General features: G+C 62.7%; 10 protein-coding genes. 8 read left to right on the top strand and 2 right to left on the bottom strand.

The window, feature by feature from the left end:
• Positions 1–205: 205 nt before the first annotated feature.
• A complete protein-coding gene (locus tag QP803_RS07090) occupies positions 206–871 on the top strand; it encodes an alpha/beta hydrolase (protein WP_284947083.1) in 666 nt (221 codons plus the stop codon).
• Positions 872–974: 103 nt separating this feature from the next.
• A complete protein-coding gene (locus QP803_RS07085; protein ID WP_284947082.1) occupies positions 975–1,547 on the top strand; it encodes a Uma2 family endonuclease in 573 nt (190 codons plus the stop codon).
• On the opposite strand, the gene QP803_RS07080 is transcribed toward QP803_RS07085, so the two are convergent.
• Positions 1,502–2,461: a LysR substrate-binding domain-containing protein gene (locus QP803_RS07080; RefSeq protein WP_284947081.1), complete on the bottom strand. Its 960-nt coding sequence runs from the start codon at positions 2,459–2,461 to the stop codon at positions 1,502–1,504. The two genes, QP803_RS07085 and QP803_RS07080, sit on opposite strands and share 46 nt — an antisense overlap.
• Before the next feature lie 293 nt (positions 2,462–2,754).
• Here QP803_RS07080 and QP803_RS07075 point away from each other — a divergent pair, with 293 nt between their 5' ends.
• The 4 genes from QP803_RS07075 to QP803_RS07060 all read left to right on the top strand — a co-directional run bounded on the left by QP803_RS07075 (position 2,755) and on the right by QP803_RS07060 (position 8,499).
• A complete protein-coding gene (locus QP803_RS07075) occupies positions 2,755–4,419 on the top strand; it encodes an ABC transporter substrate-binding protein (protein ID WP_284947080.1) in 1,665 nt (554 codons plus the stop codon).
• Positions 4,420–4,617: 198 nt separating this feature from the next.
• On the top strand, positions 4,618–5,580 hold the full coding sequence (locus QP803_RS07070; RefSeq protein ID WP_284947079.1) for an ABC transporter permease: 963 nt from the start codon (positions 4,618–4,620) through the stop codon (positions 5,578–5,580).
• A complete protein-coding gene (locus tag QP803_RS07065) occupies positions 5,577–6,482 on the top strand; it encodes an ABC transporter permease (protein ID WP_284947078.1) in 906 nt (301 codons plus the stop codon). Before QP803_RS07070 ends, QP803_RS07065 begins: the two co-directional genes overlap by 4 nt.
• A complete protein-coding gene (locus QP803_RS07060) occupies positions 6,475–8,499 on the top strand; it encodes an ABC transporter ATP-binding protein (RefSeq protein ID WP_284947077.1) in 2,025 nt (674 codons plus the stop codon). Before QP803_RS07065 ends, QP803_RS07060 begins: the two co-directional genes overlap by 8 nt.
• Positions 8,500–8,551: 52 nt before the next feature.
• Here QP803_RS07060 and QP803_RS07055 read toward each other — a convergent pair whose 3' ends face one another.
• Positions 8,552–9,301, bottom strand: a complete 750-nt coding sequence (locus QP803_RS07055) for a bestrophin-like domain (protein WP_284947076.1) — start codon at positions 9,299–9,301, stop codon at positions 8,552–8,554.
• 423 nt (positions 9,302–9,724) lie between these two features.
• Between QP803_RS07055 and QP803_RS07050 the strand changes: the two genes are divergently transcribed.
• Positions 9,725–12,889 carry a CheR family methyltransferase gene (locus tag QP803_RS07050; protein ID WP_284947075.1) on the top strand — a complete coding sequence of 1,055 codons (3,165 nt, stop codon included), beginning with the start codon at positions 9,725–9,727 and terminating at the stop codon, positions 12,887–12,889.
• On the top strand, positions 12,886–13,269 hold the full coding sequence (locus QP803_RS07045; protein WP_284947074.1) for a response regulator: 384 nt from the start codon (positions 12,886–12,888) through the stop codon (positions 13,267–13,269). The genes QP803_RS07050 and QP803_RS07045 overlap by 4 nt, the downstream gene beginning before the upstream one ends.
• The last annotated feature ends 13 nt before the right edge of the window (positions 13,270–13,282 follow it).

Raw genomic sequence — 13,282 nt, 5'->3', positions numbered from 1 at the left:
ACCGCCAGGTTAACCCGACGAGATCGACGATGCTGTGACGACGCGCACGGTGCCGCTGAGCCACCGCCCTTTTACGCCACTTATACGGGCGCGAAATGAAAGCGGATGCGGGTGAGGCTTCGGAGACGTACGGAATTGACGTGCCTTGGATGGCCGCCCGGCATGCGGGGTGGCCCAATCGCTATCAAAAATAGGTTTGATTGCCATGCCTGAAGTGATGTTCGCCGGTCCCGACGGTCGTTTGGAAGGCCGCTACCACCACAGCAAAGAGACCGGGGCGCCCCTCGCGCTCGTTCTCCACCCACATCCGCTGCACGGCGGAACGATGAATAACCGCATCACCTATGTGATGTTTCAGGCCTTCCAGCGCCTGGGCTTTTCCGTGATGCGCTTCAATTTCCGGGGCGTCGGTCGCAGCCAGGGCAAGTATGACGGTGGCATTGGCGAGATCAGCGATGCCGCGGGCGCGTTGGACTGGATGCAGTCGGTCAACCCGAACTCCGGCGGACTTTGGATCGCAGGCTATTCCTTCGGCGCCTTTGTTGGCATGCAGCTTCTCATGCGCCGCCCCGAGATTTCGGGCTGGATCAGCGTCGCGCCGCCCGCCACGCATTACGATTTCGGCTTCCTGGCACCCTGCCCCACCGGCGGCTTGCTGATCCATGGCGATGCCGATGAGATGGTGGCCGAGCCTGGTGTGCGGAAGCTGGTCGACAAGCTGAACACCCAGAAGGGCGTTTCGATCGATTACCGCGTCTATGAGGGCGCCGATCACGTCATGGCCAATTACGCGGATCGGATCGGGACCGAGACGGAAGAGTATGTGCGCCAGACGATGGCCCGCAAGCAGATGGCCCTCGCTGCCGATTGATGGGACGTGGCGGATAACGCTGCACTCATCCGCCCTACAATCCACGTAGGGCGGATGAGCGCAGCGTTATACGCCAAATCCAAAATTCTGCTAGGATCCGACCATGAATGTCGCTCTGCGCACAGGCATTACGATCGATCAATTCCTCGCCTGGGAACACAGGCAAGAGCTGCGCTATGAGTTCGATGGTTTTCAGCCCGTGGCGATGCCGGGCGGAACCGAAGCGCATGCGGGCATTCAACGAAACCTCATCATCGCCTTGGGAACCCGCCTTCGCGGGCAGCCATGCCGCCCCTATGGCAGTGAGCTAAAGATCGAGGTCGCTGGGAGAATTCGCTATCCTGACGCCTTCGTCATCTGCACGCCGGTTCCTCCACGCTCAACCGTCGTTCAAGATCCGGTCGTGGTTTTCGAAATCCTGAGCGCCGGTACGGCTCACACGGACGTCGTCACCAAGAACGCCGAATATCGCGCCACGCCCTCCATCCAGCGCTACGTCATCCTGACGCAGACGGATGCCGGCGCTACCGTCTTCAGCCGCAAGGGTGAAGATTGGGTCGCCGAGATCGTCCAGGCCGACGACGTTCTGCGGCTGAACGAAATCGGCATCGAAATCCCCCTCGCCGAAATCTATGCCGACATCGCACTGGTCGGCGAAGACGCGGAAGACGCCTGACGCGTTGCGCGCCCCAGACGGGCGATCATCCAGGACCGGAACAGGCTGATGGCGGGGTCGCCGAGATCCTCCGAATGGAAGGCGAGATAATACCCGTAGCCTTCCTCGACGATCTCGTCATAGGGCGCGACGAGGCTGCCGCGCGCCAATTCAGGCGCAAACATATCGACATCCGCCAGCACCACGCCCTGCCCCGCCGTGGCGTATTGCACCGCCAGGGTGATCGTATCGAAGGCCATGCCGCCCCGCGCCTCCAGGGTGAATCCCCGCTGCCGCGCGAAATGCGCCCAATGGCCGCCGATCGGCTCGCCCACGAACTTCACGTGCAAAAGCTCGTTCGCGGATAAGAACGCGCGCAGCCCCATCCCCGCACAGCGTGCGGCGACCGAGGGCGCGCAAACCGGCGTCGAGCGCACCATCCACAGCAGATCGCGCACCGTATCGCTCGCTTGCGGACGATCGAAGACGACGGCGACATCCACCTCCGTCGCCGGCAGGCCGATGGCGAAGCCGCTCGACACATCGATCAGGATGTCGGGAAACTCCCGCCGGAAATCGCCCAGCACCGGCAAGGCAACCTGATGCAGGAAGGACGGCGCTACATGGACGCGCAGCCGGCGCTGATGCCCAACCTCCTCCCGCAGGATGCTGTTCATCACCTCTTCCAGCCGGTCGAAGGACTTGTTGATGGCGGGCAACAAGGCGCTGCCCGCCGCTGTCAGCACCAGACCATGGGGCCGTCGCTCCAGCAGCGGGCGCCCGAGCAGATCCTCCAGGCTCGCGACATGCCGGCTGAGCGCGCTCTGTGACACATGCAAGGCCTCGGCGCCGCCCGTGAAACTGAGGTGACGTCCCACCGCTTCGAACGCGCGCAGTGCATTCAGTGGCAGCCATCGCCGGTCAATCACCGCCATCCGACTCTGAGTCCCTCGCCTGATCCAACACGGATATCACCAACCATCTGCCTAAGGTGCAGGCAAGTCGATCCGATGACGGTCCGGCTGCGCGCGCCCTTGGTCGCTGGCATCATCCTTGCTGAGACCTCAGGGCCACAGAGCATAAGGGTTTCGGTCATTTGACAAGCGGACGTTTTCGAGCCGTCATTCCATGTGTGGCGCGCATGTCACGGACCTAATTTCGCCTGCCGCGCTGCCCATTTGGAACCCAGCCACGGTCGCCCGATCAACGGGCCAATGACGAGGATACGATGTCCAAGCGTGATGATCTGATTTCCCAGGTTCGCCGGAACCTGTCTGAGGCCGAGAACGATGTGATGGACAATGCCCTGACCGGGCGTGTCGATCGTCGTGGCTTCCTGGTGCATGGCAGCCGTCTCGGGCTGTCCCTCCCGCTCCTCGGCACGCTTGCCGGCGCCATGGGCATGGCGGCCAGTAAGCCCGCTCGTGCCGCAGGTCCGTCAGGCGGCACGCTGCGTATCGCGATGACGATGCCGGCCGCCGCGATCGATCCGGTGACGATCGCCGATGACGGCGGCCTCATGGTCGCGATCCAGACCGGCGAGTTCCTTTGCGCGCTCAACCCCGATTATACGCTTCTTCCCGTGCTCGCCACGAGTTGGTCACCCAATACGGATGGCTCTGTCTGGACCTTCAAGCTCCGCTCCGGCGTGAAGTTCACCAATGGCGAGCCAATGAATGCCGATGCGGTCGTGGCCAGCGTCGAGCGGCTGGTCAATCCGAAGAACGCGTCCAATGCGCTATCGGCCTTCAAGGGCGTGCTGTCGCCCGGCTCATCCAAGAAGATCGATGATCTGACGGTCGCATTCCATCTCGACGCGCCAAACGGCAATTTCCCGTACGTCCTGTCTTCCGACAATTACAACATGATCATTCTGCCGGCGAACTATACCGGCGGCTTCGAGCAGACCTTCATCGGCACCGGCCCCTTCAAGCTTGAGAAGTATATTCCCAAGACCGGCTGCTCCTTCGTGCGCAACGACGCCTATTGGGGTCCGAAGGCGCTGCTCGACCGCGTCGAGTTCACCTTCTACTCCGACATCCAGCCGCAGGTTCTGGCCTTGCAGGGCGGCCAGGTGGATATGATCGCGCAACTGCCCGTGGCCTCCGGGCGCGCGATTATCAACAACAAGGACTTCAAGGTCATCAGTTGCAAGTCGACCGCGCATCAGCAGGTCCACATGAACTGCGAGACCGGGCCGTTCCGCGATAAGCGCGTGCGCCAGGCGCTGGCTCTGTCCATCAACCGCAAGGCCTTGGTGAAGGGTCTGTTCCAGGGCCACGCGCAGGTCGGCAACGACAGCCCCTTCTCCTCGGCCTTTCCCTCGACAGACCTCTCTGTGCCGCAGCGGGACTTGGACCTCAAAAAAGCACGGGAGCTGCTGGAAGCGGCCGGCGTCGGCGGCGGCTTCTCGGTCACGCTCACCACCGAGCAATATCTGGAAATCCCGGATTACGCCGTGCTGATCCAGAGCTTCGCCAAGAAGATCGGCATCAAGATCAACCTGCATATCGAAAGCCAGGACGCCTATTACGGCAAGGCGGCCTTCGGCCAGTCCGATTGGCTCGACAGCCCGCTCGGCATCACCGACTACGGCAGTCGCGGCGTGCCGAACGTCTTCCTCAATGCCCCGTTCGTCAGCGCGGGCACCTGGAACGCGGCGCATTTCAAGAACCCGACCTATGACGGTCTGGTCGCCGACTATGTGAAGGCCCTCGATCTCAGCGGCCAGCGTGCCGTGTCCGGCAAGATCGAGACGCTGCTGCTGGATGAGACGCCGGTGATCTTCGGCTACTTCTACGACTTCCTCTATGCCACCTCGAAGAACGTGTCGGGCCTGCCGGCGACGGCGGACCGGCCGTATCTGTCGCAGGTCTCCATCACTCAGAGCTAAACAGATATGCGATTTAAGCGAAAACGAACTCCGTCCACCACGTCATGCTCGGCGCAGGCCGAGCATCCACGCCTTCCTTGCGGGACGTAGGCAAGCCGTGGATGGCACGCCTTCGCGTGCCATGACGAGAGACTGGGACCATGGATCATGCCTGAAATAATCCGCCACTAAACGACAGCAAGCGAGACGCGAAGCCGCATGAGACTGTACCGCGCCATCCTCTACCGACTGATGCTTGCGGGGATCACGCTCATTCTGCTGAGCGTCATCGTCTTCGCGGGCTGCCAAATCCTGCCCGGCGATGTCGGGCGCGCCATCCTGGGGCCGCTGGCCGATGCGCGGGCGGTCGCGGTTCTGAACCACCAGCTTGGGGTCGATCAGCCCCTGCTGGTGCAATATTGGCACTGGGTCAGCGGTATGGTGCGCGGGGATATGGGCATGTCCTATACCTACCGCGCGCCGGTCGCGCCCTTCATCGGCCATGCCCTCGTCAATTCCCTCAAGCTCGCCGGCATCGCCTTCGTCATGGTGGTGCCGCTCGGCATCCTCGGCGGCGTGGTCGCGGCGCTGAAGCACGGCACCTGGATCGACCGCACCATCGTCATCGCTGGCCTTTCCGCGACGGTGGTGCCCGAATTCGTCTCCGGCATCGTGCTGATCATGGTCTTCAGCATCTGGCTGCATGTGTTTCCGCTCACCGCCAGCGCGCCCCGCAACGCCAACGGCCTTACCCAGGTCTATTACCTGCTGATGCCGGCGGTGCCGCTGTTCATGATCATTTTCGGCTATATCGCCCGCATGGCCCGCGCCGGCATGATCGAGGCCCTGGCGGCGGATTACACGCGCACGGCGGTGCTGAAGGGCCTGTCCTATCGCCAGGTGATCTGGCGGCATGTGCTGCGAAACGCGCTGCTACCGACCATCACCGTCATCGCGACCCAGAGCGGCTATCTCATCGGCGGCCTCGTGGTGGTGGAAACGCTGTTCAACTACCACGGCATCGGCAGCCTGATCTTCTCGGCCGCCCACGCCAAGGATTTTCCCATGCTTGAGGCCGGTATCCTGGTCATCGGCATCGTCTATGTGGGGGCCAATCTCATCGCCGATCTTCTGTATTCCGCCCTGAATCCCCGCATCTCCTTCGGGAGCGGCCGGGAATGAGCGCGAGCCTGACACCTGACGCGGACGTCGCACCGCCCGCCCCTCCCTCCGCGCGCCCGCTCGACACGCCCAACAGCATCCGGCGCGAGCGCATCAAGCTGCTGCTACGCTCGCCGCCGTTCCTGGTGGGGTTCCTCATCCTGCTGTTCTGGGTGGTGATGGCGATCTTCGGGCCGCTCATCGCGCCCTATGGTGCCGATGACACCGATTTGCTGAACACGCTGATGCCGCCGAGCGGCGATCATTGGCTCGGCACCGACCAGTTTGGCCGTGACGTGTTTTCCCGCGTGATCGTAGGATCGCGCGACATCCTCATCGTCGCCCCACTCGCGACCCTGCTCGGCACTGTTGTCGGCACCATCCTCGGCCTTGTCACCGGCTATGCACGCGGCCTGACGGATGACGTCATCAGCCGCCTGATCGACGCTTTTCTGGCCCTGCCGCTGCTGATCATCGCCATGCTGGTCATCACCGCGCTCGGCATCTCCAACACCACGGTGATCATCGTCATCGGCCTGTCCTTCGGCCTCATCATCGGGCGCACGGTGCGCGCGGCAGTGCTGGGGGAGCGTGATCTGGACTATATCGCCGCCGCCAATCTGCGCGGCGAGAAGGCGATCTACATCATGTTCGTGGAAATCCTGCCCAATGTGATGCCGCCGATCATGGTCGAGACCACCATCCGGCTGGGCTATGCGATTTTCACTGTCGCGTCCTTGAGCTTTCTTGGCCTCGGCATCCAGCCACCGTCACCTGACTGGGGGCTGTCCATCTCCCAGAATTATGGCCTGATCGGCGGCGGCTATTGGTGGACGGTGCTGTTCGATGCCCTGGCCATCGGGTCTCTCGTGGTCGGCGTCAATCTCGCCGCCGAAGGTGTGCAGGCGGTGCTCGATGCTTGATTCCCTCACCCCTATGCAAGACGCCGCCGCAGATGCGCTGGATGTCCGTGATCTCGACATCGCCTATCGCGTGCGCGGGCGGGACCGCCAGGTCATTCGCGGCCTCTCCTTTCGCATCGGCCGTGGTGAGACCTTCGGCTTGGTCGGCGAATCCGGTTGCGGCAAGTCCACCGTCGCTCTCGCTGTCACCCGCTATCTGCCCACCAACGGCCGTGTGCGCGCCGGTGGCATTCGCATCGCAGGGGAAGATGCGCTGGCCATGGACGCCGTCGCCCTGCAACGCCTGCGCACGCGCAGCATCTCCATGGTCTATCAAGACCCCGGCCGCGCCCTGAATCCGTCGCTGCGTGTCGGCCGACAAATCGCCGAGGTCTTCGAAATTGCCGGCGTGCCGGCCTCCGAGCGGCTCGACCGCGCCGAGGCCATGCTGAAACGGGTGCGCATCGTGGATGCCGGGCGTGTCATGGATCGCTATCCGCATCAGCTGTCCGGCGGGATGCTGCAGCGCGTCGTCATCGCCATGGCGCTGGCGGTGGACCCGACGCTGCTCATCCTCGATGAGCCGACAACGGCGCTGGACGCGACTGTGGAAGCCGAAGTGCTCGATCTGATCGAGGCGCTGCGCCAGGAATTCGGCAGCTCCGTCCTGTTCATCGGCCACAACCTGGCGGTGATCCGCCGCATGTGCGCGCGCGTCGGCGTGCTCTATGCCGGCACGCTGGTCGAGGAAGGCCCGACGCGGGAGGTCTTCGCCGCCCCGCGTCATCCCTATACCGTCGGGCTGCTGCGCTGCCTGCCGCAAGCGGGCCTGTCCAAGCACAAGACGCGGCTCGACACCATTCCGGGCTTCCTGCCCACCAGCCTCGCCGGCATTCGCGGCTGCGTCTTCGCCGAGCGTTGCGGCTTGGCGCAAGATATCTGCCGCACCGACGAGCCACCACTGATCCCGATCGGCGATACGCGCCTGAGCCGCTGCCACTTCCATGAGCAGGCGCCGAACCTGCCGCGCTCCACCCCGCCGGCGCCCCCGCCCGAGCGGATGTCGCGCAGCGCCTTCCGGCCCGTGTTGCGCGCCGATAATGTGGCGAAAACCTTCGGCAGCGCCGCCGCGCCGATTTACGCCCTGCGCGACATTTCGCTCGAGATCTGGCCCGGCGAAACGCTCGGCCTGGTCGGCGAATCCGGCAGCGGCAAAACCACGCTCGCGAAACTGCTGCTCGGCCTGTCCTCCCCCGATCCCAACGGGATCATTGAGTTGGACGGCCAGACGCTCGCCGCCATGGCCACGAAGCGCCAACCGTCGGAGCTGGAGGCGCTGCAGATCGTCTTTCAGAATCCCGATGCCGCGCTCAATCGCAGCCAGACCATTCGCGCCATCATCAGCCGGCCGATGCGCAAGCTGGGCGGCTATCGGGGCAGCCGGCTGACGACGAAGCTGTCGGAGTTGATGGGCCATATCCGCCTCGCCGAACGCTACCTGCCGATGCGCCCGCGCCAGCTCTCGGGCGGCCTCAAGCAGCGCGTGGCCATCGCGCGCGCCTTCGCTGGCGATCCGCGCATCGTGGTCTGCGATGAGCCGACTTCGGCGCTGGATGTGTCTGTGCAGGCCGCAATCCTCAACCTGCTCGCCGATCTTCAAGTCGAACAGGGCGTGAGCTACCTGTTCGTCTCCCATGATCTGCGTGTGGTGCGGTACATCTCGGACCGCATCGCCGTGCTGTATCTCGGGCGCTTGATGGAAGTGGGGCCTGCCGAGACCGTCTTCACCGGGCCGCATCATCCCTACACCGAAAGCCTCATGGCGGCGTCGGCGGAAGTCGATGCGGGATCGTCGCTAAGGCTCAAGGGTGAAATCCCGAGTGCCATGAACCCGCCTTCGGGTTGCGTCTTCCACACCCGCTGCCCGCGCAAGATCGGCGCGATTTGCGAGGAGCAGGAGCCGCCGCTGATCCAGCGCGAAGGCGACCACGCCATTCGCTGCCATTTGGAACTTTCGCAGATGGGGCGCGTGGCTTAACGGCGGAATACGCTGCGCTTTGCCGCCCTACGCGTGCGGACGGCATTGCCCATTACGGATGCGGATAATCCATCGTCTCGACGGCTCTGGTCAGGGACTTGAAAGGCTCGACCGACACCTGGCTGCGGCCGACGAAGGGATTGTCCAATAGCACGACCAGCATCAGCACCAGGCCGATGCTGGCCCCGAGCAGCCCGACCATGACGACATGCATGGCGATGCGCGGCGTGCCGAACAGAGAGCTGAAGATGATCAGAATCTCAGCGCCGGCCAGCAGGTTCCACCACAGGATGGGCGGCAGGCTGGACCCGGCCGCGTGGAAGCGACCCCGCCTGACGTCATAGAGCTTGTTCAGGTTTTGGAGCATGCTGCTCTGCGCCGCGAGGGTCGGGCCGTCCTGCGGATGAAGCTGCACCAGGCCGAGATGGAACTGATCCAAAGCCTGCCAGCCCTGGATGCGCGCGGGCATGGAGGTCGTCATTTCCGGCCATTCCTGCTTCATGACGGTTTCGGTGTAGGAAAATAGATCGGCGCGCAATGTCGTCGCGACGCCCGGCGGCAGGCTGATCGTGCCGCGATACAGGTCGTCGACCATATTGGCCTCGGTCTGCACGAGGTTGTCGGCCGCCGCATAACTCTCCCACACCGCGATGGCGATGAAGGCGAGCAGAACGGCGTAGATGACGCCGACGATCGCCAAGACGAAGCCGGCGACATCATTGTGCTGGCTCCTCAGCGGATGCGGAATGAAGCGATGCAAGAACAGCAAGGTCCCCACGGAGATGCCCGCCGCCAGCGCCATCGCGAACAAGGTCGCAAGGGTCGGCGGCAGGCTGCACAGCCAGTTCGCGAATTGACCGAGTATGACGTCTCTCCTCAGGCGAGCGGGCGCCGAGATGGCAAACTAGCGCCCGCGCACCGATTTGGCCACGAAACATCCGGTGCGATAGAAACCGCTGCCTTGTTACGCCTGGGGTTTTCACGCCGCGCGGTCAGCGATTGCGGCGGCAGCCACTCCCATAGTTTTGAAACCAACCATTGATCGCGGTAGATCACATTTCGCAGAGGACACGTCATTCTCAGATTGCTTGTTCCCACCTCTGTATTAGGCTATTAGTTGCGATGGCGTTCGCTCCTTGTCGGTTAACAGCCGCCAATGCCGAGGCTCATGCCATTGGGCAACGCGCTCTCCTAATCATTTTACTCGCACCACGGGTCGTCGATTTTGCAGCAGTCGTCGCATGATGCCTCGCTCACCGTCGTCGGCATAGGTGCGTCGGCCGGTGGTATCGAAGCGTTCCGCAGCTTTTTCGAAGCGATGCCCGGTGACAGCGGGATGGCGCTGCTCGTCGTTCTGCATTCCTCGGCGGGTCATAAAAGCCTTCTGCCGGAGATCCTGTCACGCTGGACGCCGATGCCCGTTCGCGAAGCACGCGATGGCGAGACCGTCGAGGCGAATACGGTCCTTGTGATTCCGCCCGGCTACCTGTCGCGTTTCGAAGATGGGCAAATACGCCTGGACCTTCCTCTCCAGGACGATGGCCGCATCCTCAATCCGATCGATGTTTTGTTCGACTCGATGGCGCGCAGTCTTGGCGACCACGCCATTGGCGTCATCCTGTCCGGGACGGGTCATGATGGCGCGCTCGGGCTCAAGGCCATCAAGATGAGTGGGGGCCTGACCCTCGCCCAAGGTACGGATGGCACCGCACCGCAATATTCCGGCATGCCGGAAAGCGCGGTCGCATTGGATGCGGTGGACCTTCAGGTCCCGGTCGACAAGATTCCAGCCCATATTTTGGCCGCACGGGACACACGAGAAGCCCAAGGGCGAGACCGTGAAGATAGCGTTCGGGTTCAACGCACGCGTCTCGCGATCTGCGCCATTATCCGGTCCAGGCTTGCCCACGACTTCAGCCAATACAAGGAACAGACCTTTATGCGCCGCGTCCAGCGGCGCATGCAGGTTCTGAAGCTCACTGGCTTGGATGCCTATATCGCGCGGCTGGAAGAGGATCGCGAGCAGGTCGTTTTGTTGTTTCGCGACCTGCTGATCAGCGTCACCAGCTTCTTCCGCGACAAGGAAACCTTCGACACGCTCGCCCGCGACATCATTCCCCGTCTATTCAAGGGCAAGGACGCCACCGGAACCGTTTGCATATGGGTTCCCGGCTGCGCTACGGGCGAGGAAGCCTATTCCCTCGCCATCCTCATACGCGAGCATATGGATACGGTCACAAACCCGCCGAAGGTCCAGATCTTCGCGAGCGACATCGACGAACAGGCCATCAGCTCCGCCCGGGCCGGTCGCTATCCGAGTACGCTTTTGGATGGTCTGTCGCCCGGTCGCCGCGCCCGTTTCTTCACGCGGGGTGACAGCGCCTACAGCGTATCGCGAGAGATCCGCGAGCTTTGTACCTTTTCCGCCCATAGCCTCATCCGCGATCCGCCCTTCTCACGGATGGACATGATCTCCTGTCGCAATTTGCTGATCTATCTCGACAGTAATCTGCAATCGACGGTCATTCCGATCTTTCATTATTCCTTGGTCCCAGACGGCATCCTTCTGCTCGGCATATCGGAAACGATATCCCGACACGATACGCTGTTCGAGCCGCTGGATCGGGCCCATCGGTTCTTTACCCGGCGGGATGTGCCGAGCGAAGCGCCGCGGATGCCCTATATTGCGTCGCGGGAGCCGATCACGGCTCTGCGTGCGTCGGATGGGGACACGGACCCCAAGTCCCATTGGCGGCGAGCGATCGGCCTCGCCGGCCAGCGCGTCCTCGAACGTTTCGCCTCTGCCTATGTCGTGGTGACCGAAGGGGGTGACATCGCCCATTATTCGACTAACACGAGCAAGTATCTCGAAATGCCTGCCGGCACGCCGACCACGAATCTTTTTGAGATGGCGCGGCGCAGTTGGAACTTGGAAATCCGTAACGCCCTGCGGCGCTGCATCGAAACCGGCCGTTCCGTGGAGCAGGATCGGAGCCTGCCTGACACGGACGCCGATGGTGCGACCACCGTGAGGCTCGTCGTGGAACCGCTGGCTGTGGCAGCCGCCACGCCCCTCTATCTCGTCATCTTCGTGGAGACGGGTAAAAGCGGCAGGCCCGTTCGCACACCGCTTGACATGCCCCCGGCCGAGGATGCGGGCCTAGTCTCCCAACTCGAAGATGACATACGCGTGTTGCGTGAGCAGCTTCAGTCCGTCACCGAGGAATACGGGACAGCGCTGGAAGAGCTGAGAAGCTCAAACGAGGAACTGCAATCCGTCAACGAGGAACTGCAATCGACCAACGAGGAGCTTGAAACCTCGAAGGAAGAAATCCAGTCGATCAACGAGGAACTCAACACGGTCAATGCCGAGCTTGTCCGGAAGATCGAAGAGCTGGACAAGACAAGCAGCGATCTGAGAAATCTTTTCGACAGCACGAAGGTCGCAACAGTCTTTCTCGACTCGTTCATGATCATTCGCAGCTTCACGCCCGAGATTGCGAAGATCTACAGCCTGATCCCCACGGATCAAGGCCGACCGCTGACCGACATTGTGCATAACCTCGATTACCATGATCTGCGAACGGATGTGCGGCACGTGCTGCGCACGATGGAACCGCTTGAACGGCGCGTTGCCCGCAGTGACGGCAGCGCGCATTACCTCATGCGCATTCTTCCCTACCGGACACCGGAAAGCGCCATCGACGGCTCACTGGTGACATTCGTCGATGTCACCAGCATTGTCCGGGCCGAGGAACATCAACGGCTGCTGATCGATGAGCTCAATCATCGCGTCAAGAACATGCTGACTGTGGTGATCTCACTGGCGACGCATACACTGCGGCGCAGCACGAGCCTGACCGACTTCGGCAGCATCTTTCTGGGTCGGATTCACGCGCTGACGGCGGCCTATGAACTCGTCACGCGCGACGGCTGGTCGAATGTTCCTCTGCGGGCCGTTCTGGTCGAGGAGTTGAAGCCGTTCATGACGCCGGACGGCGTTAACATCATCCTCGAAGGCCCGGACGTGATGATCGAACCGCGCGGCGCGCTGGCGCTCGGCATGGCGGTCCATGAATTGACGACGAACGCCGCCAAATACGGTGCGCTCTCCGTCGCGGAAGGCACGGTCTCGGTGCAATGGAGCATCGAAAAACGCGACGACGGCGAGTATCTGCGTCTGCACTGGGCAGAGGATTATGGCCCGACCATCAGCCTGCCGGTGCGCCGGGGGTTCGGCATGATGTTGATCGAGCGCGGTCTCGCGCATGATCTGGCGGGCGAGATGACGGTGGACTTCGCACCCGGCGGCGTTAGGGCAAATTTGAGCGCACCGCTCCGCATCAGGCCGGAACTGCTCAACGCGCATCATACAACGGACGACGAGTGATAGACCCTGCGTCCATCCTGGACCGCAAGCGCGTCCTGGTCGTGGAAGACGAAATGTTGGTCGCTTTGCTGATCGAGGATCTGCTGTACGATCTGGGCTGCATCGTCATCGGGCCGTTCGGGACGCTGCGTAAAGCGCTGGATGCCGCTGCATCTGAGGCCTTCGATCTCGCCGTGCTCGACGTTAATCTCGCGGGGGAACGGGCCTACCCGGTGGCCGAGGTATTGACCGGCAGAAACATCCCCTTCGTCTTCCTGTCCGGCTATGGCCAGAGCGCGATGCCGCGCAATCGCCCGGAGTGGAAGGTGTGCAGCAAACCCTTCAGGCGGGAGGCGCTGGCGACAGCCCTCGCGTCCAGGCTCGTCGCGCACACACCCTGAGCGTGATACGACC

The sequence above is a fragment of the Acidisoma sp. PAMC 29798 genome (assembly GCF_030252425.1).
Taxonomy (GTDB): Bacteria; Pseudomonadota; Alphaproteobacteria; order Acetobacterales; family Acetobacteraceae; genus Acidisoma; species Acidisoma cladoniae.
This window is presented reverse-complemented; position numbering and strand designations above follow the sequence as displayed.